Raw genomic sequence first — 19,392 nt, forward strand, 5'->3', positions numbered from 1 at the left:
AGCTTTCCCCGCCGGCATGGCAGCGGGTATAAACAGGGCCACCATGATGCTGTATGTGCTGGACCTGCTGGGAGTCGCCGTCTTTGCCGTGAGCGGCGCGCTGGCAGCCGGGCGGCTGCAGCTCGACCTGCTGGGCGTGCTGGTGCTGGCGGCGCTGACCGCCATAGGCGGCGGCACCCTGCGCGACCTGCTGATGAACCGCCATCCGGTGTTCTGGATGGCCAGGCCGGCCTACCTGCTGGTGATTGCCGCGGCGGCCCTGGGCACCATGCTGTATGTGCGACTGCTGCCGATTCCGTCGCAAGCCCTGCTGGTGGCCGACGCGCTCGGGCTGGCGCTGTTCGCGCTCTCGGGCGCGCAACTGGCCGAAGCGGCGCGGCTGTCGCCCATCATCGTGGTGGTGATGGGCACCATGACGGGCGTGGCGGGCGGCCTGATGCGCGACATCTGCAGCAACCAGGTGCCGCTGCTGCTGCGCCAGGATATTTACGCCAGCGCCGCGATCGCCGGGATCACGCTTTACCTGCTGCTCAAGGCGCTGGGGCTCAAGCCCTCATGGGCCTTCGGCGCGGGCCTGGTCGCCGTGGCGGCGCTGCGCATCTGCGCCATCTTCATGGGCTGGCACTTGCCGGTCTTCAAGCTGCCGGGCTGAAAAACGCCAGGGCCTGGCGCGCGACCGGCTCGCCATGCTCCTGCACAAAATGCCCGGCTTGCGCCAGCACCACGGGCTCGCCGCAACCACGGATCAGTGCCTGCAAGCCGCGCATGACAGGCGGGCCCAGCACCGGGTCCTGCGCGCCCACCACCATCAGGCTGCGGCCCGTCCAGTCGTTTTGCCAGAAGCCGCGCGCCTGCCGTGAAATGGCGGCGCCGTCAGCATCGGGGCTGTCGGGCACCATGGGTGGGAAGGCGCGCAAGGCCGCGCGGTGGCCTTTGTCCGGGAAGGGCGCGCTGTAGGCCGCACACTCGGCAGCGCTCATCTGCGGGTTGCCGCGGGCGAACAGGCGTGCCACGTCGAACTCGGGGTTTTTCGCGCACATCTCACGCCAGGCCAGAAAGCCCGCGGGCAGCGGCGCATCGCCGGTGCCCAGCGTGGTGTTCATGACCAGCAAGCCCTGGTAGCGCCGCGGCGCCGCCATGGGCAGCGTCAGGCCCAGCAGGCCGCCCCAGTCCTGCACCACCAGCACCACGTTTTGCAGGTCCAGGCTTTCGACCAGTTCCAGCAGTATCTGGCGGTGGGTGCTGAAGCTGTGGAAGCTGTCTTTCTTGGGTTTGTCGCTTTTGCCGAAACCGATCAAGTCAGGCGCGACCACACGATGGCCGGCCTCCAGCAGCACGGGAATCATCTTGCGGTAGAGGTAGCTCCAGGCCGGATTGCCGTGCAGGCACAACCAGGTCAGGCCGCCCTCGCCTGCTTCACCTTCGTAGAGGTAATGCATGCGAAGCCCACCCAGCGCCGGCAGCTCGCTGACATACCGGGGTTGCCAGGGATAGCCCGGTAGCCTGTCAAAAGCCGCGTCGGGCGTGCGCAGCGCGTCCTCGCGCAGCGGATGGGCCAGGCGAGCCTCTTCGCGCTTGTCAGCGCGCCGCTGGCGGAAGAAGGCCTGCAGCAGGTCACCGCACTCCCGCGCCAGAACGCCGCCTTGCAGCGCGGTCTGGTGATTCAGTTGAGGCTGCTCAAACAGGTTCAGCACCGAGCCGGCCGCACCGGTTTTGGGATCCGCCGCGCCGAAGACCACACGCCGCAGCCGCGCATGCAGCATGGCGCCGCTGCACATGGCGCACGGTTCCAGCGTGACAAAGAGTTCGCAGTCGTCAAGCCGGTAGTTGCCCAGTGCCTGCGCCGCGGCGCGCAGGGCCACGATCTCGGCATGCGCCGTCGGGTCATGGCCATCGACGGGCGCATTGCGGCCGGTCGCGATGACCTCGCCGCGCCGCACCACCACCGCGCCCACGGGCACTTCGCCCGCGGCGGCGGCCTGGCGCGCCTGGGCAAGCGCCTGTTGCATGAATATCTCGTCGCTCATGGAAATGGCAGCGGCGGCTGCCGGCCTTATTTCTCTTCCGGCATGGGGCGCGCCTGCTGCAGGGCGCCCTCCACAGCCTGTTTGACCTGCTGCTGCGCTTGCTGGCTTTGCACTTGCGGCGGGGCGTTGGGGGAGACGGCGGGCATGCCGGGCGCCGCCGGGACCGCCACCTGGGTGCTCAACTGCTTTTTGACCAGCAAACCGACGATGGCCAAAACGACCAGCAGGCCCACGATGCTGAAAATACCGCGCATATCAAGCCTCCTTGGGGGTGTCGTTGCCGGCGGCCATGCCCAGGCGGTCCATCCAGCCGGCCAGGGCGCGTTCGTTTTCATTGCCGGCGGCGTAAATGGTTTTCATCGCGGCATGGGCCTCGCGCCTGTGCTGGTTGATCTTGAGCTTGCATTGCAGCTCTGTCACCTGCAGCTCGAAACCCACAATGCCGGCCAGCATCTTGTGGGCGAACTCCTCGCCCTGGTCACGCCACTGCTGGGCAAAAGGCGGCTCGTGGTCGCCTATGAGTTTTTTGAGCAGGCGGTCCTTGGCCAGCGGGTCTTCAAGCAGTGTGGCTTGCACGGTGCAGTGCACGGCCAGGTAGTTCCAGGTCGGCACCCGCGCCAGGTCGGGGTACACCTTGGGCGACAGGTAGGCATGCGGCCCAAGGAATGTCGCGACGGCCTGGGGCCGTGCCTGCAGGTGGCGCCAGTGCGGGTTGGGCTTGGCCACATGGCCCAGCAAGACCATCTGCTCGCCCCGCATTTCAAGATGCAGCGGCAAATGGGTCACATAAGGCAGGCCCGCGTCGTCGACGCTGATCAGGCTGGCGAAGGGATGCTCATGGATCAGCGCCGCGGCCTGGGCGCTGTCACCTTTGAATTGGGGTGGCAGGTACATGGGCTGAAGCATAGGCCAAAACGCCGGGAATTTCCCGGGCCCGCCGGCACGGCCGGCCAAAGGCTCAGGGCCGCAGGGGCCAGCGCGCCAGTGGAATATGCAGGGTCTGGCCGATCAGGCTGCGCACCAGGACAAACTCGCCGGCCGTCCAGCGGATGGGTGTTATCGCCTGTTCGGCCACCGCGCGGTCGTCGTAGAGCAAGGTGACGTGCGGCGTGTAAGCCGGTTTCGCCCAGCGCCCCAGCCCGGCCTTTGTCATCTCAAGGCCCAATGCCCGTTGGAACACCATCAGCTCGGCCAGGCCGGCGTCGCCGCGCAGCACAAAGGGCCGGTTGCGCGGGGAATTCGAAAAACTCACGGCCCGGTCGAAGGTGACCGAAAACGGTGCTGCCTTGACCGCGGCCGCGGCCCGGCTCGCCATGTCGACGATACCCTGGTCCAGACCGGGATAGTCGCCCAAGTGGTGCAGCGTGATGTGAAAGCGCTCGGTTTTCAGCGGCGCGCCGTGCAGGCCGTGCTGCACGCGCAGCTGACGAGCGCACTCGGCAATGTGTTCCGCAGTTTCCGCGTCGGGAAAGAGCGCGAAAAACAGCCTGTCCGTCGGCTTTGCGTCTTCCTCAAAGCCAAATAGGGAGGATTGCCCGGCCATGGTTCAGGCATCCACTCCGGTCACTCCCACTCGATGGTCGCCGGCGGCTTGCTGCTGACGTCGTAGGTCACGCGGTTGATGCCGCGCACCTCGTTGATGATGCGGCCCGAGACCTTTTTGAGCAGCGCATAAGGCAGCTCGGCCCAGTCGGCGGTCATGAAGTCGCTGGTCTGCACCGCGCGCAGGGCCACGACGTAGTCGTAGGTGCGGCCGTCGCCCATCACGCCCACGCTCTTGACCGGCAGGAACACGGTGAAGGCCTGGCTCGTGAGTTCGTACCAGGTCTTGCCGCTGGCCGCATCCTTGAAGTTGCGCAGTTCCTCGATGAAGATCGCGTCGGCGCGGCGCAGCAGGTCGGCGTATTCCTTTTTGACTTCGCCCAGGATGCGCACGCCCAGGCCGGGGCCCGGGAAGGGGTGGCGGTAGACCATGTCGTGCGGCAGGCCCAAGGCCACGCCGAGCTCGCGGACTTCGTCCTTGAACAGCTCGCGCAGCGGCTCCAGCAGCTTCAGGCCCAGTTGCTCGGGCAGGCCGCCCACGTTGTGGTGGCTTTTGATGGTGACGGCTTTTTTGCTCTTGGCGCCGCCGGACTCGATGACGTCGGGGTAAATCGTGCCCTGGGCCAGCCACTTGGCGCCCTTGTGGCCGCCGTCGCCGGCCTTGAGCCTGGCGGCTTCGGCCTTGAACACTTCGACGAACTCGCGGCCTATGATCTTGCGCTTGGCCTCGGGCTCGCTCACACCGGCCAGGTGGCCGAGGAACTGCGCGCTCGCATCGACGCGAACCACCTTGGCGTGCAGCTTGCCGACAAACATGTCCATCACCATGTCGCCCTCGTTCAGGCGCAGCAGGCCGTGGTCGACAAACACGCAGGTCAGCTGGTCGCCGATTGCGCGGTGGATCAGGGCCGCGGCCACTGAGGAATCGACACCGCCCGACAGGCCCAGGATGACTTCCTCTTCACCGACCTGCTGGCGGATTTTCTCGACGGCTTCGCTGATGTAGTCGCCCATGACCCAGTCCTGGCGCGTGCCGCAGATATCGAGCACAAAACGCTTGAGGATGGCATTGCCCTGCTTGGTGTGCGTGACCTCGGGGTGGAACTGCACCGCGTAGAAGCGGCGCTCCTCATCGGCCATGCCGGCGATGGGGCAGGAATCGGTGGAAGCCATGAGCTTGAAGCCGGGCGGCATTTCAGTGACCTTGTCGCCGTGGCTCATCCAGACGTCGAGCATGCCCTGGCCTTCGGGCGTGGTGTAGTCGGCGATGTCCTTGAGCAGCGCCGTATGGCCGCGGGCGCGCACGTCGGCGGAGCCGAACTCGCGCTTGTGGCCGCCCTCGACCTTGCCGCCCAGCTGGTGCGCCATGGCCTGCATGCCGTAGCAGATGCCCAGCACCGGCAAGCCCAGTTCAAAGACGGCTTGCGGGGCCTTGTCGGTGGTTTCTTCGTAGATGCTGGCGTGGCTGCCGGAGAGGATCACGCCCTTGAGCGTGCCGTCCTTGGCGTACTCGCGAACCCAGTCGTCGCTGACGTCGCAGGGATGGACTTCGCAGAACACATGGGCGTCGCGCACGCGGCGCGCGATCAGCTGGGTGACCTGGGAGCCGAAATCGAGGATGAGGATTTTCTGGTGTTGCATGAGGGGCTTCTTCAAGGCAAAAAAAGAAAGGGCGTCTTTCAAGACGCCCTGGCCGGCTGGGTCAAACTCAATCGGCGCGGTAGTTTGGCGCTTCTTTCGTGATCTGCACGTCGTGGACATGGCTTTCGCGAATGCCCGCCGAGGTGATTTCGACGAACTCGGCCTTGTCGCGCATGTCCTCGATGGTGGCGCAGCCGCAGTAACCCATGCTGGCCCGCAGGCCGCCGGCCATCTGGAACACGATGGCGACCATGGAGCCCTTGTAAGGCACCCGGCCTTCGATGCCTTCGGGCACCAGCTTGTCGGCATTCGGGTTGCCGGTGCTCGATTCCTGGAAGTAGCGGTCGGCGCTGCCCTGCTGCATGGCGCCAATGCTGCCCATGCCGCGGTAGCTCTTGTAGCTGCGGCCCTGGAACAGGATGACCTCGCCCGGGGCTTCCTCGGTGCCGGCAAACATGCCGCCCATCATCACGGTGTTGGCGCCGGCCGCGATGGCTTTGGCGATGTCGCCGCTGTAGCGGATACCGCCGTCGCCGATCAGCGGAACGCCGGTACCGCGCAGCGCGGTGGCGACGTTGTCGATGGCCATGATCTGCGGCACGCCGACACCGGCGACGATGCGGGTGGTGCAGATGCTGCCGGGGCCTATGCCGACCTTGACGCCGTCGGCGCCGGCTTCGACCAGCGCCAGCGCCGCCGCGCCGGTGGCGATGTTGCCGCCTATGACGTCGACCTGGGGATAGTTTTGCTTGACCCAGCGCACCCGGTCGAGCACGCCCTTGCTGTGGCCGTGGGCGGTATCGACCACGATAGCGTCGACGCCGGCCTTGACCAGGGCTTCAACGCGCTCTTCGGTGCCCTCGCCCACCCCGACGGCGGCGCCCACGCGCAACTGGCCGTGCGAGTCGCGCGCGGCGTTCGGGAAGGTGGTCTGCTTGGTGATGTCCTTGACGGTGATCAGGCCCTTGAGCTCGAAGTTGTCGTTGACCAGCAGCACGCGCTCCAGGCGGTGCTTGTTCAGCAACGCCTTGGCGTCGGACAGCGAGGCGGTTTCGGAAATGGTGATCAGTCGCTCGCGCGGCGTCATGATGGTGCTGACCGGCACGTCCATGCGCGATTCGAAGCGCATGTCGCGTCCCGTCACGATGCCGACGACGCGGCCGCCATCGATGACGGGGAAGCCGGAAATGCCGAGCTGCTCGCTCAGCGCCATGACCTGGCGCACGGTGTGGGTGGGGGTGATGACGACCGGGTCGCGCAGGACGCCGCTTTCGTAGCGCTTGACCTTGGCGACTTCAGCGGCCTGCTGCTGGGCCGTGAGGTTTTTGTGGACGATGCCTATGCCGCCTTCCTGGGCGATGGCGATGGCCAGCCGGGCTTCGGTGACCGTGTCCATGGCCGCCGACACGAGCGGCAGGTTCAGTCGGATGTTTCGGGAGAATTGGGTGGAAAGTGAGGTGTCCTTGGGCAGGACCTGGGAGAACGCTGGCACCAACAATACGTCGTCGAAGGTGAGCGCTTTGCCGAGTAGGCGCATAGGGATGGCTCCAAAAACACGATTGTACCCTTGTCGCAAAAACCCGTCGGTACTAACCCTTGCCCTCCCGCCGCAGCCCCCCGGCACAGGTGTCGCCGCTGTTGCGCCCGGGTTGTAAAAAGGCCGCTTTGCCGGCGCTTTGCTCTGGAATAAGCCAAAAACCTTACCGCACAGCGCTACACTGGCGAAATGGACCTCAAACTCGTCTCAAGAACACTCATACTGGCCGTCGCCGGCGGCGCATTTTCACTGACCGCATTGGCGCAGTGGCAATGGATAGACAAGGACGGCCGCAAGGTCTACAGCGACCGCTCACCGCCCTCCGACATCCCGGAAAAAAACATCCTCAAGATGCCGCGTGGCGGCAAGGGCAAATCCGGGATGGTAGAGGTGCCTGACAACACGGCGACGGCTTCCGCAGCCGCCGCCTCAGCGCCCAAGAGCGATCCCAATGCACCGAAGTTGACCGGCAAGGACGCACAGCTCGAAGCCAAGAAAAAGCAGGCGGAAGACGAAGCAGCCGCGAAAAAGCAGGCGCAAGAGGAGCAAGTCTCCAAAGCCAAGGCTGAGAACTGCGAACGGGCGAAAAAGACGCTGGCCGGCCTGCAGTCGGGCCAACGGGTTCCCATCACCAATGCCAAGGGTGAACGCGACTATATGGATGACAACGCCAGGGCCGCAGAAATCAAGCGTACCCAGGGTATCGTGAGCAGCGACTGCAAATAAGCAGGGGGCCGCGGGCCTGGCCTCTGCTCTTCATCTCAATAGCCGGCCTTCGCGCCGGCCCGGGTTTTGGCAAACAGCCCGGCCCGTTTGGCGCCCTGGCGGTTGAACCTCTCCCGGCGCGCCACCTTGGGGTCCACACGCAGGCCGCGGTAGATTTCCACCCTGTCCTGCCTGTGCAGCACATGTCCCGGCGTGGTTTTGCGGCCCCAGATGCCCAGCACCAGGCGGGCGGTCCGCAGCTCGGGAAATTCGTTGAATATTCCGCTGGCCGCCAAGGCCTGGGCCACCGTCGCGCCGGCCGCCAGCTCCAGCGTCCATTCCCGCACCTGCCGCGGCGCGGGAGAATAAGCCAGGGTGATGAGCAGCGGAGTGCCGCCCTCAGGGCTCGCCATAGACGTCCGAGGCTCGTTTGACAAAAGCATCGACGAGGCTGCCCGCGATCTTGTCGAACACGGGACCGACCAGCGCCGCCAGCGCGGCATTGTCGAAGTCATAGCGCAGGCTGAACTCGACCTTGCAGGCTCTTTCGCCGCCCTTGCCCACCGGCGTGAAATCCCAGTGGCCGTCCAGCTTTGAAAAAGGGCCGTCGACCAGCTTGAGGCTGACCTTGCGGTCTTTTTCGTGGGTGTTGCGTGTGGTGAAGCTCTGCGAGAGGCCGGCGATGGAGAGGCCGATTTTTGCCGTCATCCCGTGCGCACCCTCCTCCAGCACCGAGGCCTGGTCGCACCAGGGCAAAAACTCGGGATAACGGGCGACGTCGGTGACCAGGGCATACATCTCGGCGGCGCTGTACCAGATTAAAACGGACTTGTGAACGGTTTTCATACAATGGAAGGCTGGGCGCAATTGTACTTTCCGGTTTTCGCCCCTATCTCTTATCCATGGCCACCAAAGAAGCATCCTCCTCCAAAAAACCGGCCGCAACGCCTTCCGCCAAGCTGTCCCCCAAAGCCGCTGCCGCGGCCGTGCGCATTGCCGACAACAAAAAAGCCCTCTTCAATTACCACATCGAGGAGCGCTTTGAAGCCGGCATGGTGCTCGAAGGCTGGGAGGTGAAGTCCCTGCGCGAAGGCAAGGTGCAGCTCACCGACGGCTATGTGGTGGTGCGCGGCGGCGAGCTGTTCATCATCGGCTGCCAGATCAACCCGCTGGGCACGGCCTCCACGCATGTGCGGCCCGATTCGGTGCGGACCAAAAAGCTGCTGATGCACAAGGAAGAAATCCGCAGGCTGGTCGGCAAGGTCGAGCAAAAAGGCTTCACCCTGGTGCCGCTGAACATGCACTGGAAGGCCGGCAAGGTCAAATGCGAGATCGGCCTGGCCAAGGGCAAGGGCGAGCACGACAAGCGCGACACCATCAAGGATCGCGAGGGCAAACGCGAGGTTGAACGCGCCATGAAGTCCCGCAACCGCTGACGGCGGCTTTTTTTCTCCTGCGATGGAATAAACCGGCCCCGGCCGGTGTTTATCCCTGTGCAGCCGCATGCACATGCGTGCTGCGCAAGCGAAAACGCCCACAACACCACACCGGAGAATTCCATGAAACTGCTGTCCACCGCCCTTTTGGCGGCTGCCCTGCTTGGCGGCTGCGCCTCCATGACCACCCCCGCCCCGGCCGGCGTTGCCGACGGCGTGCTGGTCGGTCCCAACGGCATGACGCTGTACGTCTTCGACCGCGACGCCGCCAACAGCGGCAAATCCGTCTGCAACGGCCCCTGCGCCACCAACTGGCCGCCCCTGATGGCCAGCGATGCCGACAAAGCGGCCGGCGACTACACGGTGATCACCCGCGACGATGGCAAGAAACAATGGGCCATGAAGGGCAAGCCGCTGTATTACTGGGCCAAGGACAGCAAGCCGGGCGACAAGACCGGCGACAACGTGGGGACCGTCTGGCACGTCGCCAAACCCTGACGCCGCGCCGCTGCTGCCTGCCCCGCCCAGCCCGGCCTGGTTACGATCGCAGCAGGCTTTGCACCACGCATGACCCACTTTCCGCTGACCGACCATATCCCCAGCCTGCGCCGCTATGCGCGCGCGCTGACGGGCGACGCCTGGACGGCCGACGACCTGGTGCAGGACACGCTGGAGCGCGCCTGCTCCAAATGGCGGCTGTGGGTGGCGGGCAGCGACCTGCGTGCCTGGCTGTTCACGCTGATGCACAACATCTTTGTCAACCAGGTCCGCCGCTCCCTGCGGCAGGCGGCCGCGGGCACGATGGTCAATGTCGACGAGGTCGAGAACGAGCTTGCGGCGCCGGAGGCCGGCACCGCCCAGTCGCTGGACCTGCAGCGCTGCCTGCTGCGCCTGCCCGAAGACCAGCGGGCCGTGCTGCTGCTGGTCAGCCTCGAAGACCTCAGCTATGAGGAAGTCGCCAGGATCACCGGCGTGCCGGTCGGGACGGTCATGTCCCGGCTGTCCCGCGCGCGCAGCCGATTGCGCGAATTGATGGACGGCCCGGCTCCGGTAGCCGCCACCGCACCGGCCCAGCTCAGGCGCCTGAAGTAAAGGCAGCAATCCCATGGAAAAATCCCACGACACATCGCACGCCCAAAGTGAAGTCCTGCACGACCGGATCAACGCCCTGGTCGACGGCCGCTTGCCACCGGCCCGGCAGGCCGAGCTCGAAGCGCAACTGGGCGAAGACACCGCCGCACGCGAGACCCTGCGGGCCTGGAGGGCCCAGCGCGAGGCCTTGCGTACCCTGCATCGTCCCTTGCTGGACGAAGCCATCCCTGACGCCCTGCTGGCCGCCGCGCGCCGCGGCCAGGCGGGCAAGCGGCAAATTGAGCAATGGCGGCGCTGGGGCGGCATGGCCGCCGCCGTGGTGCTGGCCTTTGGCGTGGGCTGGCTGTCGCATGGGCAGCTGGGCGGCCCGGCGCCGCAACAATTCGCCGCTGCGCGCTCGGCGCAATCCTTTGTGCACCAGGCTTCGCTGGCGCATGCGGTATTTTCGCCCGAGGTGCGCCATCCCGTCGAGGTCACCGCCGCGCAGCAGGAACACCTGGTGCAGTGGCTGTCCAAGCGCGTGGGCCGGCCGCTGAAAGTGCCAGTGCTGGCGGCCGAGGGTTATGAGCTGGTTGGCGGCAGGCTGCTGTCCGGTGACGGTGGCGCCCGCGCGCAATTCATGTTCCAGAACGCGGCCGGCCTGCGCCTGACGCTATACCTGGGCGCCATCGATGCGGCCGCCCTGCCGCAGTCCCAGGCCGCACAGGAAACCGCTTTCCGCTACAGCGGCGAAGGCCCCGTGCCCTCGTTTTACTGGGTGGACCAGGGCTTTGGCTATGCGCTGAGCGGCGCCGTCTCGCGCGATGAACTGATGAAGCTGGCGCAGCGGGTGTACCAGCAGCTCTAAACCTCGGCCCGTTTACTTCAGCCCGCGCAGGGGATGCGTCTCAGGCGTCCAGGGACTGGCAAAAAAAGCCTCCGCCATGCCGGGCTTAACGTCTTCGATGCGCACCGGGTTCCACTGCGGCTTGTAGTCCTTGTCAATCGCCAGCGCGCGTATGCCTTCGACGGTCTCGCTCGCCGCGCCTGGGCGCAGGTGAAAGCAGTGGTGCACCATGTCGCGCTCCATGCGCAGGTCGTCGGCCAGGCCCATGCCGCGCGCGCGGCGAATCTGCTCCAGCGTCACATGCAGCATCAGCGGCGAGCGTTTACGCAAGGTGGCGGCGGTTTTGGCCGCCCATGGGTCCGGCGAGGCTTCCAGCGCGTCGACGATATGTTTCACGCGCTGCAGGGAAAAATAGCCGTCGATCCGGCTGTCGGCCTTAGCCGGCCGGGTCTGGCCCGCGGTCCATTGCGCCGTTATCCAGGCCTCAGCCGCTGCGGCCGAAGCAAAGGCCTGGCGACCCAATGCATCCCACAACTCAGGCAGGCGGGCCGCCTCGACCTGGATGTCGGCCAGCCCATAGTCCAGCGCCTCTTGCGCACCAATGACATCCCCCGTCAGCGCCAGGTATTCACCCGCGTGGCCGGGGCAACGGCTCAGGAAATAACCGCCGCCCACATCGGGAAACAGGCCGATGTTGGTCTCGGGCATGGCCATCTTGGTGTGCTCGGTCACGATCCGTAATTTGGCACCCTGGCTGATTCCCATGCCGCCGCCCATGACCACGCCGTCCATGAAGGCGACATAGGGCTTGGGGTAGGTATGGATCAGGTGGTTGAGGGCGTATTCCTCGGTGAAGAAGTCCCCGAGTGCGGAATCGCCGGCAAACACCGCCTGGTGAAAAAAGCGGATGTCGCCGCCCGCGCAAAAGCCGCCGAACAGGCTCTCCGGTGTGCCGGGCTGGCCTTTTTTGTTGCTGCCGCGTATGGCCACGACATGAACCGCCGGGTCGTCGCGCCAGGCCAGCAAGGCGGCGGACAAGGCCCGGATCATGCCCAGGGACAGCGCATTGAGCGCCTTGGGGCGGTTCAGGGTGATGAGCCCGGCGTTGCCGCGGCGCTCGACCAGCACCTCGGGCCGGGTCTCGGTGTTCATGCCGCTCATGGCCGCTGCCTCCATCCAATCAGTTCATTGACCACCAGCGCGCCTATGACCAGCGCGCCCCCCGTCAGCACGCTGGCGCCGGGCACCTCGCCCGCGCCGAACCAGGCCAGCAGAATGCCGAAAATCACTTCCAGCAGCGCCAGCAGGGCGACTTCCGGCGCCTTGAGCACACCGGCGCACATCACCGACAGCACGCAGGGAATCGCCAGTTGCACCAGGCCCAGCAGCGCCAGCAGGCCGACGTCATGCGCCGTGGCGGAAAACGGCAGCGACAGCGGCAAGGTCGCCAGCGTCGAAATCGCCGCGCCCAGCAGCACCGCGGGCACGAGGTCGACATTCTTGCCGTGGGCGCGGCTGTGCTGCACCACCGTCCAGTTGCTGGCGCTGGCCAGCGGCACCATCAAGGCCACCAGGGTTCCGCCGATGTGGCTGGAAAGGTCCATCTGCCCGCCGTACATCCAGGCAATGCCGGCGCCTGCCATGGCGATGGCCAGCCAGGTGCGTGCCGGAATCTTGTGGCCGATGAAGGCGCGCGCCAGCAGGGCCGTGATGAAGGGGCTGACCGCCATGGTCACCAGCACATTGGCCACGGTGGTCAGCGTGAGCGCGACCATGAAAGCCGTGAACATCACGCTCCAGCAGACACCCGACAGCCAGAAGGCCGAGCCGCCGTTGCGGATCTTGCTGAACACCGCCCTGCCCTGGAAAAACGGCAGGATGACCAGCAGCGACACCACCGTAAAAAAACTGCGCCAGAAGGTGACCTCAAAGCTGCGGGCCGATTCCAGGTGGCGGGTCACCACACCGGCGATGGACCACATCATGGTCACCAGGATCATCAGGAAAACGGCGCGGGAATGCGTGAGTTTCATGGGATAGGCAATGGTTCGGGTTGTTGTACGAACATAAATGCAAAGGCCGCTGGAGCTTACGCGCAGCGGCCTGATTTTTAGCGGTTCCCTCTTCGACCAGCATGAGCCGTGGAACCGGCTTTGCCGGGCCACAGGCGGGCGGCCCCCTCGGGGGGCAGGGAGCTACACGAAGTGAGCGACCGTGGGGGCATCAAGACCGACCAGCGCGCTTGCGGTCGCTTTCCTTGAGGTGGCGCTTGCGCAGGCGGATGGACTTGGGCGTGATTTCGACCAGCTCGTCGTCCTCGATGAATTCCACGCCGTATTCCAGCGTGCATTCAATCGGCGGCGTGATCTTGATCGCGTCTTCCTTGCCGCTGACGCGGAAGTTGGTCAGCTGCTTGGTACGCGTGGCGTTGACCACCAGGTCGTTGTCGCGGCTGTGGATGCCGACGATCATGCCTTCGTACACCGGGTCGTTGGCGCGCACGAACATGCGGCCGCGGTCGTCCAGCTTGCCCAGGGCGTAGGTGAAGATTTCACCGTCGTCCATGGAGATCAGCACGCCGTTCTTGCGGCCGCCGATGTCGCCCTTGTGCGGCTCGTAGCTGTCGAAGATGTTGGAGATCAGGCCCGAGCCGCGCGTCAGGTTCAGGAACTCGTTGGTAAAGCCGATCAGGCCGCGCGCCGGGATGCGGTACTCGAGGCGCACACGGCCGCGGCCGTCCGGCTCCATGTTCACCAGTTCGCCCTTGCGCTCGCCCAGGGCCTGCATCACGCCGCCCTGGTGCTGGTCTTCGATGTCGGCGGTGACCAGCTCGATAGGCTCGTGCTTCTCGCCGTTGACATCCTTGAACACCACGCGCGGCTTGGAGACGGCCAGCTCATAGCCTTCGCGGCGCATGTTTTCCAGCAGGATGGTCAGGTGCAGCTCGCCGCGGCCCATGACTTCAAAAATGCCCTCTTCGTCGGTTTCCTTGACGCGCAGGGCCACGTTGTGCTGCAGCTCTTTCTGCAGGCGGTCCCAGATCTGACGGCTGGTGACGTACTTGCCTTCGCGGCCGGCCAGCGGGCTGGTGTTGACGCAGAAGTTCATGGTCAGGGTCGGCTCGTCGACCTTGAGCATGGGCAGCGGCGCGGGGTTGGCCGGGTCGGTGATGGTCACGCCGATACCGATGTCGGCAATGCCGTTGATCAGCACGATCTCGCCGGGGCCGGCTTCGGTAGCCTGCACGCGCTCCAGGCCCTGGAAGGTCAGTACCTGGTTGATACGGCCCTTGACAGCCTTGCCGTCCGGGCCTTCCATGACGACCACGTCCATCATGGGCTTGATGGTGCCCTGGCTGATGCGGCCCACGCCGATGCGGCCGACGAAGGTCGAAAAGTCGAGCGCGGAGATCTGCAGTTGCAGCGGCGCCGCCGGGTCGCCCTTCTGGGACGGCACATGCTTGAGGATGGTGTTGAACAGGGCCGACATGTCGGGGCCCCACTGTTCGTTGGGCGGGCCTTCCTCGAGCGAGGACCAGCCGTTGATGCCGGAGGCGTACACCACGGGGAAGTCCAGCTGCTCGTCGGTCGCGCCCAGCTTGTCGAACAGGTCGAAGGCGGCGTTGACCACCTTGTCGGGATTGGCGCCCGGCTTGTCGACCTTGTTGACCACGACGATGGGCTTCAGGCCCAGGGCCAGCGCCTTCTTGGTCACAAAGCGCGTCTGGGGCATGGGGCCTTCTTGCGCGTCGATCAGCAGCACCACGCCGTCGACCATGGACAGCGCGCGCTCGACTTCACCGCCGAAGTCGGCGTGGCCCGGGGTGTCGACGATGTTGATGTGCGTGCCTTCCCAGGTCACGGCGCAGTTCTTGGCCAGGATGGTGATGCCGCGTTCTTTTTCGATGGCGTTGTTGTCCATCACGGTGTCGACCACCTTTTCGTGTTCGGCGAAGGTGCCGGACTGGCGCAGCAGCTGGTCGACCATGGTGGTTTTGCCATGGTCAACGTGGGCGATGATGGCGATATTGCGGATCTGTTTGTGGCTCATGGTTGGCTTTCTGGGAACTTTAAAACGTCAAAAACTGGCAAAAACTGTCAATGGTGAACAAGGGCCGCCGCGGGCGCGGCGCCGCCGAGACTGTGCGCGGCATTCAGAATGTCCTGGATCTCTATCGGGCTCAGCAGGCGCTGCGGAATCAGCTCGTCCGCCGTGATGTGGGCCGAGCCCAGGAAGGCCGGGGCGTCGCCGCCCTGCCCCGCCGCGGGACCATAGACCTGCACCAGCGGCGCGTCGGCGCCCCACTGGCCGGGCTCGCCCCGGCGGCGCAGGCCGCTTAAAAACCGCCCCGCATTGTCGGCGTCCAATGTGACAGACGGGTACGCGGCCACCAGGGACTGGGCCGGCAGCAGGCAGGCTTCGCGCTCGGGCTCGGTCATGGCTTCCAGGGCCGGCAGGCTCACGCACTGCTGCGTGGTGTAGCCGCCGGTCTCCAGCCGCCTGAGCGAGCCCAGGTGGGCGCCGCAGCCTATGGCCTCGCCGATGTCTTCGCCCAGCGTGCGGATATAGGTGCCCTTGCTGCAGGTCACGGTGATCTTGATGGCGGCCGGTGCGCGTTCGTCGTGGACCTGGGCCATTTCCAGCTTGAAGATGGTGATGTGGCGGGCTTCCCGCTCGACCTCCTGGCCCTTGCGGGCGTATTCGTAGAGGGCCTTGCCGTCTTTCTTGAGCGCCGAATACATGGGCGGCACCTGCGCCAGCGGGCCGGTGAAACGCACGGTCAGGTCCCGCAGCAAGGCCGGCGTGATCTCGGGCACGGGCCGGGTCTCTATGACTTCGCCTTCGGCGTCGGCCGTGCTGGTCTTTTTGCCCAGCAGCAGGACGGCCTCGTAGGTTTTGTCGGCATCGAGCTGGATCTGGCTGAACTTGGTGGCCGCGCCAAAACACAGCGGCAGCACGCCGGTGGCCAGCGGATCCAGCGTGCCGGTGTGGCCGGCCTTGTCGGCGCGCAGCAGCCATTTGGCCTTCTGCAAGGCCTGGTTGCTCGACAGGCCCAGCGGCTTGTCGAGCAGCAGCACGCCGTGCACGGGACGTCGCTGGATTTTCTGGCGATGAGAAGAGGTTTGCGTCATAAATTCCGACAGGCTCGGCGCACGGGACAAGCCCGGCGCTTCGTTGGCGCCGTTGTCCCTGAACCTGTCATCAAGGGGAACGGCGCGAACTCAGTCGTCGTGCGCGCGGGAAGAGACCGCCTTGGCAATCAAGGCGTTCATGTCGGCCGCGCGCTCGGTGGTGCGGTCGAAGTGGAAATGCAGGGTCGGCACCGTGTGCGTCATCAGGCGCTTGAACAGGCCGTTGCGCAGAAAGCCGGCGGCCTGGTTGAGCGCTTCCTCGCACTCTTTCGGGTCGCCGACGAGCACGCTGAAGAACACCTTGGCGTGCGCGTAGTCGGCCGTCACCTCGACGGCCTGGATGGTCACCATCCCGACCCGCGGGTCTTTCAGTTCGCGCGCGATCAGCTCCGTCAGGTCGCGCTGGATCTGATCGGCGACACGAAAGCCGCGGTTGGGGGTGGATGACTTTTTACGCATGGGCTGAATGGGGCGGAGTCTTGTCTTGTCTGGAGGGCCCGCCGCGGTAAGGCGGCGGGCCGGCCCGTTTTACAAGGTACGCGCCACTTCCTTGATCTCGAAGAATTCGAGAATGTCGCCTTCTTGAATATCGTTGTAGTTCTTGATATTCAGGCCGCACTCGAAACCTTCCTTGACTTCGCGCACGTCGTCCTTGAAGCGCTTGAGCGAGTCGAGTTCACCCGTGAAGATGACCACGTTCTCGCGCAGCAGGCGCAGGCGCGCGCTGCGGCGAACCACACCGGCGGTGACCATACAGCCGGCGATGGAGCCGATCTTGCTGACCTTGAACACCTGGCGAATCTCGGCATTGCCGATGACTTCTTCTTTCTTGTCGGGCGTGAGCATGCCGGACATGGCGGCCTTGAGTTCGTCCACAGCGTCATAAATGATGTTGTAGTAACGAATGTCGATGCCGTTGTTCTCGGCCTGCTTGCGCGCCTGGGCGTCCGCGCGGGTGTTGAACCCGATCAGCACGGCCTTGGAGGCGATCGCCAGGTTGACATCGGACTCGGAAATGCCGCCGACGCCGGAGTACACCAGCTGCACCTTGACCTCGTCGGTCGAGAGCTTGAGCAGCGACTGGGCCAGCGCTTCCTGCGAGCCCTGCACGTCGGCCTTGATGATGATGGGCAGCATCTTGACCTCGCCCGCCGAGATGTCGGAGAACATGTTCTCCAGCTTGGCGGCCTGCTGCTTGGCCAGCTTGGTATTGCGGAACTTGCCGGCGCGGTAGGTGGCGATTTCACGGGCGCGGCGCTCGTCGGTCATCACCATGAACTCGTCGCCCGCCTGCGGCACTTCGGTCAGGCCCTGGATTTCCACGGGGATGGAGGGGCCCGCCGATTTGATCGGCTTGCCGTTTTCGTCCAGCATGGCGCGCACGCGGCCGTAGGTCGAACCGGCCAGCACCACGTCGCCGGCCTTGAGCGTGCCGGACTGGATCAGCACGGTCGCGACCGGGCCGCGGCCCTTGTCGAGCTGGGCTTCAATGACCAGGCCCTTGGCCATGGCGTCAACCGGCGCGCGCAGTTCCAGCACTTCGGCCTGCAGCAGCACCTGCTCGAGCAGCTGGTCGATACCGGCGCCCGTGCGGGCGGAAACCGGCACGAAAGGCGACTCGCCGCCAAATTCCTCGGGAATCACTTCCTCGGTGACCAGTTCGCCCTTGACGCGGTCCAGGTTGGCATCGGGCTTGTCGATCTTGTTGATCGCCACCACGATGGGAACGCCGGCCGCCTTGGCATGCTTGATGGCTTCCTTGGTCTGCGGCATCACGCCGTCGTCGGCTGCCACCACCAGGATCACGATGTCGGTGGCCTGGGCGCCACGGGCACGCATGGCGGTGAAGGCCTCGTGGCCCGGGGTGTCCAGGAAGGACACCATGCCGCGCGGGGTTTCCACGTGGTAGGCGCCGATGTGCTGGGTAATGCCGCCGGCTTCGCCCGCGGCCACTTTGGCGCGGCGGATGTAGTCGAGCAGCGAGGTCTTGCCGTGGTCGACGTGGCCCATGACGGTGACCACGGGCGCGCGCGGCAGCAGTTCAGCCTGCTGGCCCTGCACGTCGTCGTCGGTGAAGGCTTCCGGATCGTCCAGCGCGGCGGTGACCGCCTTGTGGCCCATTTCTTCCACCACGATCATGGCGGTGTCCTGGTCCAGCGGCTGGTTGATGGTGACCATCTGGCCGAGCTTCATCAGGTGCTTGATCACCTCGGAGGACTTGACGCTCATCTTGTGCGCCAGTTCCGCCACGGTGATGGTTTCAGGCACGTGCACCTCGATGACCTTGAACTCGGTCGGCGCCACAAAAGTGGACTCGGGGCGTGCTTCGCGGTCGTTGCTGCGGCGGCCGCGCGGGCCGCTGCGGAAGTTGCCGCGTCCGGGCACGACGGGCGCGCCACGGCTCGGGATGCCCTTCTTCTTGGCGGCGTCGTCCTTCCAGGTCGAGGACAGGTTCTCGGATTTGACTTCCTTCTTGCCCGCAGCGCCCGGCGCGGCGGCGGCCGCGGGAGCACCCGGCTTGGGCGCGGCGCCCGGCGCACCGGCCGGCTTGTGCAGCGTGCCCTTGATAGCGGCCTTGGGGTCGACGTGCGGCACCAGCACGCGCTTGGGCGCGGACATCATGGCGCGGATCCCCGCGGCTTCGGCCTCAGCCTTGCGGCGGCGTTCCTGCAGCTCCTGCGCCTTGGCGGCGTCGGCCTGGAATTCAGCGGTGGCCTTGGCCTTGGCGGCGGCGGCCGCGGCCGCTGCATCAGCGGACTTGGTGGCCTGCTCGGCGGCGGCGGTTTCAGCGGCCTTGGAGGCGGCGGCCGTCGGCGCGGCGGCTTCCTTGGCCTTGCCTGCGGCAGGCTTGGCCTTCTTCGCGTCGGCGACGGCAGCAGCTGCAGCGACGGCCTGGGCGGTCTGCTCGGCGGCCAGGCGTTCCTGTTCGCGCGCGGCGTCCTTCGCGTCCTGCTCTTCACGCAGGCGGCGTTTTTCGGCGAGTTCCTGCTCCTGGCGGCGCAGCAACTCGGCGTGGCGGCGGGCTTCTTCCTCGCGGCGGATCAACTCGGCGTCATCGATGACGGGCGCTGGCGGCGGTGCGGCCACTTCGGGCTGCACTTCTTCGGCGGGCTGGTCCGAGCCTTCGTCGCGTTTGATGAAGGTGCGCTTTTTGCGGACTTCGACCTGGATGGTGCGGGCCTTACCGGTGGCGTCGGCCTGCTTGATTTCGCTGGTGGATTTTTTCACCAGCGTGATTTTTTTGCGCTCGGCCGTGACAGTGCCATGGCTGGCCTGCAAATAGCCCAGGAGCTTTTGCTTGTCCGCCTCGGACAGGGGGTCGCTGGGCTGCGCCTTGGCGACGCCCGCGCTGGTCAATTGCTCGATCAGCGTGGCGGGGGATTTATTGAGTTCAGCTGCGAATTCAGCGACGGTGGTGGTACTGGACATATGTTTTTTTCCTGCAGGCCTTTCA

The 19,392-nt window shown here is 65.6% G+C and carries 20 protein-coding genes; 6 read left to right on the forward strand and 14 right to left on the reverse strand.

All coding sequences use genetic code 11. From position 1 onward, the window contains the following. Positions 1 to 16: 16 nt before the first annotated feature. The gene (locus BLQ85_RS02155) at positions 17 to 652 is read left to right on the forward strand and encodes a trimeric intracellular cation channel family protein (protein ID WP_371327255.1); all 636 of its coding nucleotides are present in this window, start codon (positions 17 to 19) and stop codon (positions 650 to 652) included. Here BLQ85_RS02155 and tadA read toward each other — a convergent pair. The 6 genes from tadA to guaB form a co-directional block, all read right to left on the reverse strand. Then, positions 636 to 2,027: a tRNA adenosine(34) deaminase TadA gene (gene tadA, locus BLQ85_RS02160; RefSeq protein WP_074574403.1), complete on the reverse strand. Its 1,392-nt coding sequence runs from the start codon at positions 2,025 to 2,027 to the stop codon at positions 636 to 638. The two genes, BLQ85_RS02155 and tadA, sit on opposite strands and share 17 nt — an antisense overlap. A 26-nt stretch (positions 2,028 to 2,053) precedes the next feature. After that, positions 2,054 to 2,281 (reverse strand): hypothetical protein, encoded by a 228-nt coding sequence (locus BLQ85_RS02165; RefSeq protein ID WP_074574406.1) that lies wholly within the window; start codon positions 2,279 to 2,281, stop codon positions 2,054 to 2,056. A gap of 1 nt (position 2,282) precedes the next feature. Next, positions 2,283 to 2,921 carry an FMN-binding negative transcriptional regulator gene (locus BLQ85_RS02170; protein ID WP_074574408.1) on the reverse strand — a complete coding sequence of 213 codons (639 nt, stop codon included), beginning with the start codon at positions 2,919 to 2,921 and terminating at the stop codon, positions 2,283 to 2,285. A 64-nt stretch (positions 2,922 to 2,985) separates the two neighbouring features. Further along, the gene (locus tag BLQ85_RS02175; protein ID WP_074574410.1) at positions 2,986 to 3,570 is read right to left on the reverse strand and encodes a 2'-5' RNA ligase family protein; all 585 of its coding nucleotides are present in this window, start codon (positions 3,568 to 3,570) and stop codon (positions 2,986 to 2,988) included. Positions 3,571 to 3,590: 20 nt separating this feature from the next. After that, complete coding sequence (guaA, locus tag BLQ85_RS02180; RefSeq protein ID WP_074575112.1) at positions 3,591 to 5,210, reverse strand: glutamine-hydrolyzing GMP synthase; 1,620 nt, start codon at positions 5,208 to 5,210, stop codon at positions 3,591 to 3,593. 67 nt (positions 5,211 to 5,277) lie between these two features. Further along, the gene (gene guaB, locus BLQ85_RS02185) at positions 5,278 to 6,747 is read right to left on the reverse strand and encodes an IMP dehydrogenase (protein WP_074574413.1); all 1,470 of its coding nucleotides are present in this window, start codon (positions 6,745 to 6,747) and stop codon (positions 5,278 to 5,280) included. A gap of 189 nt (positions 6,748 to 6,936) precedes the next feature. On the opposite strand from guaB, the gene BLQ85_RS02190 reads away from it, so the two are divergent. Continuing rightward, positions 6,937 to 7,473 (forward strand): DUF4124 domain-containing protein, encoded by a 537-nt coding sequence (locus BLQ85_RS02190; protein WP_074574415.1) that lies wholly within the window; start codon positions 6,937 to 6,939, stop codon positions 7,471 to 7,473. A 35-nt stretch (positions 7,474 to 7,508) separates the two neighbouring features. Here the strand turns inward: BLQ85_RS02190 and BLQ85_RS02195 are convergent, their stop codons facing one another. Together BLQ85_RS02195 and BLQ85_RS02200 are read right to left on the reverse strand one after the other, a co-directional pair. Beyond that, the gene (locus BLQ85_RS02195) at positions 7,509 to 7,865 is read right to left on the reverse strand and encodes an RnfH family protein (protein ID WP_074574417.1); all 357 of its coding nucleotides are present in this window, start codon (positions 7,863 to 7,865) and stop codon (positions 7,509 to 7,511) included. Then, complete coding sequence (locus BLQ85_RS02200) at positions 7,852 to 8,298, reverse strand: type II toxin-antitoxin system RatA family toxin (RefSeq protein WP_074574418.1); 447 nt, start codon at positions 8,296 to 8,298, stop codon at positions 7,852 to 7,854. The genes BLQ85_RS02195 and BLQ85_RS02200 overlap by 14 nt, the downstream gene beginning before the upstream one ends. Positions 8,299 to 8,354: 56 nt before the next feature. Here BLQ85_RS02200 and smpB point away from each other — a divergent pair, with 56 nt between their 5' ends. From smpB to BLQ85_RS02220, 4 genes are all read left to right on the forward strand, one after another. Next, positions 8,355 to 8,888, forward strand: a complete 534-nt coding sequence (smpB, locus tag BLQ85_RS02205) for an SsrA-binding protein SmpB (RefSeq protein ID WP_254779651.1) — start codon at positions 8,355 to 8,357, stop codon at positions 8,886 to 8,888. A 123-nt stretch (positions 8,889 to 9,011) separates the two neighbouring features. Continuing rightward, positions 9,012 to 9,386, forward strand: a complete 375-nt coding sequence (locus BLQ85_RS02210) for a COG4315 family predicted lipoprotein (RefSeq protein ID WP_074574421.1) — start codon at positions 9,012 to 9,014, stop codon at positions 9,384 to 9,386. Positions 9,387 to 9,455: 69 nt separating this feature from the next. Next, the gene (locus tag BLQ85_RS02215; protein ID WP_074574423.1) at positions 9,456 to 9,980 is read left to right on the forward strand and encodes an RNA polymerase sigma factor; all 525 of its coding nucleotides are present in this window, start codon (positions 9,456 to 9,458) and stop codon (positions 9,978 to 9,980) included. A 13-nt stretch (positions 9,981 to 9,993) separates the two neighbouring features. Further along, entirely contained in the window at positions 9,994 to 10,827 is an 834-nt protein-coding gene (locus BLQ85_RS02220) for an anti-sigma factor family protein (protein WP_074574425.1), read from the forward strand. Between the two features lie 12 nt (positions 10,828 to 10,839). Here BLQ85_RS02220 and BLQ85_RS02225 read toward each other — a convergent pair whose 3' ends face one another. From BLQ85_RS02225 to infB, 6 genes are all read right to left on the reverse strand, one after another. Next, positions 10,840 to 11,967 (reverse strand): enoyl-CoA hydratase/isomerase family protein, encoded by a 1,128-nt coding sequence (locus BLQ85_RS02225; protein WP_083336736.1) that lies wholly within the window; start codon positions 11,965 to 11,967, stop codon positions 10,840 to 10,842. Beyond that, entirely contained in the window at positions 11,964 to 12,839 is an 876-nt protein-coding gene (locus BLQ85_RS02230) for a DMT family transporter (RefSeq protein ID WP_074574427.1), read from the reverse strand. Before BLQ85_RS02230 ends, BLQ85_RS02225 begins: the two co-directional genes overlap by 4 nt. A gap of 190 nt (positions 12,840 to 13,029) precedes the next feature. After that, on the reverse strand, positions 13,030 to 14,856 hold the full coding sequence (gene typA, locus BLQ85_RS02235; protein ID WP_074574429.1) for a translational GTPase TypA: 1,827 nt from the start codon (positions 14,854 to 14,856) through the stop codon (positions 13,030 to 13,032). 47 nt (positions 14,857 to 14,903) lie between these two features. Further along, complete coding sequence (gene truB, locus BLQ85_RS02240; protein ID WP_074574430.1) at positions 14,904 to 15,938, reverse strand: tRNA pseudouridine(55) synthase TruB; 1,035 nt, start codon at positions 15,936 to 15,938, stop codon at positions 14,904 to 14,906. Between the two features lie 90 nt (positions 15,939 to 16,028). Beyond that, positions 16,029 to 16,397: a 30S ribosome-binding factor RbfA gene (gene rbfA / locus BLQ85_RS02245; RefSeq protein WP_007865402.1), complete on the reverse strand. Its 369-nt coding sequence runs from the start codon at positions 16,395 to 16,397 to the stop codon at positions 16,029 to 16,031. Positions 16,398 to 16,466: 69 nt separating this feature from the next. Continuing rightward, positions 16,467 to 19,367: a translation initiation factor IF-2 gene (gene infB, locus BLQ85_RS02250; RefSeq protein ID WP_074575114.1), complete on the reverse strand. Its 2,901-nt coding sequence runs from the start codon at positions 19,365 to 19,367 to the stop codon at positions 16,467 to 16,469. Between the last annotated feature and the right edge of the window lie 25 nt (positions 19,368 to 19,392).

Origin of the sequence: Polaromonas sp. JS666, assembly GCF_900103405.1 — a bacterium.
GTDB lineage: Bacteria > Pseudomonadota > Gammaproteobacteria > Burkholderiales > Burkholderiaceae_C > Polaromonas.

Excerpts from the sequence above, each read along its gene's own strand:
- BLQ85_RS02155 (WP_371327255.1), top strand. The coding sequence starts at position 17 with ATGGCAGCGGGTATAAACAGGGCCACCATGATGCTGTATGTGCTGGAC.
- tadA (WP_074574403.1), bottom strand. The coding sequence starts at position 2,027 with ATGAGCGACGAGATATTCATGCAACAGGCGCTTGCCCAGGCGCGCCAG.
- BLQ85_RS02165 (WP_074574406.1), bottom strand. The coding sequence starts at position 2,281 with ATGCGCGGTATTTTCAGCATCGTGGGCCTGCTGGTCGTTTTGGCCATC.
- BLQ85_RS02170 (WP_074574408.1), bottom strand. The coding sequence starts at position 2,921 with ATGTACCTGCCACCCCAATTCAAAGGTGACAGCGCCCAGGCCGCGGCG.
- BLQ85_RS02175 (WP_074574410.1), bottom strand. The coding sequence starts at position 3,570 with ATGGCCGGGCAATCCTCCCTATTTGGCTTTGAGGAAGACGCAAAGCCG.
- guaA (WP_074575112.1), bottom strand. The coding sequence starts at position 5,210 with ATGCAACACCAGAAAATCCTCATCCTCGATTTCGGCTCCCAGGTCACC.
- guaB (WP_074574413.1), bottom strand. The coding sequence starts at position 6,747 with ATGCGCCTACTCGGCAAAGCGCTCACCTTCGACGACGTATTGTTGGTG.
- BLQ85_RS02190 (WP_074574415.1), top strand. The coding sequence starts at position 6,937 with ATGGACCTCAAACTCGTCTCAAGAACACTCATACTGGCCGTCGCCGGC.
- BLQ85_RS02195 (WP_074574417.1), bottom strand. The coding sequence starts at position 7,865 with ATGGCGAGCCCTGAGGGCGGCACTCCGCTGCTCATCACCCTGGCTTAT.
- BLQ85_RS02200 (WP_074574418.1), bottom strand. The coding sequence starts at position 8,298 with ATGAAAACCGTTCACAAGTCCGTTTTAATCTGGTACAGCGCCGCCGAG.
- smpB (WP_254779651.1), top strand. The coding sequence starts at position 8,355 with ATGGCCACCAAAGAAGCATCCTCCTCCAAAAAACCGGCCGCAACGCCT.
- BLQ85_RS02210 (WP_074574421.1), top strand. The coding sequence starts at position 9,012 with ATGAAACTGCTGTCCACCGCCCTTTTGGCGGCTGCCCTGCTTGGCGGC.
- BLQ85_RS02215 (WP_074574423.1), top strand. The coding sequence starts at position 9,456 with ATGACCCACTTTCCGCTGACCGACCATATCCCCAGCCTGCGCCGCTAT.
- BLQ85_RS02220 (WP_074574425.1), top strand. The coding sequence starts at position 9,994 with ATGGAAAAATCCCACGACACATCGCACGCCCAAAGTGAAGTCCTGCAC.
- BLQ85_RS02225 (WP_083336736.1), bottom strand. The coding sequence starts at position 11,967 with ATGAGCGGCATGAACACCGAGACCCGGCCCGAGGTGCTGGTCGAGCGC.
- BLQ85_RS02230 (WP_074574427.1), bottom strand. The coding sequence starts at position 12,839 with ATGAAACTCACGCATTCCCGCGCCGTTTTCCTGATGATCCTGGTGACC.
- typA (WP_074574429.1), bottom strand. The coding sequence starts at position 14,856 with ATGAGCCACAAACAGATCCGCAATATCGCCATCATCGCCCACGTTGAC.
- truB (WP_074574430.1), bottom strand. The coding sequence starts at position 15,938 with ATGACGCAAACCTCTTCTCATCGCCAGAAAATCCAGCGACGTCCCGTG.
- rbfA (WP_007865402.1), bottom strand. The coding sequence starts at position 16,397 with ATGCGTAAAAAGTCATCCACCCCCAACCGCGGCTTTCGTGTCGCCGAT.
- infB (WP_074575114.1), bottom strand. The coding sequence starts at position 19,367 with ATGTCCAGTACCACCACCGTCGCTGAATTCGCAGCTGAACTCAATAAA.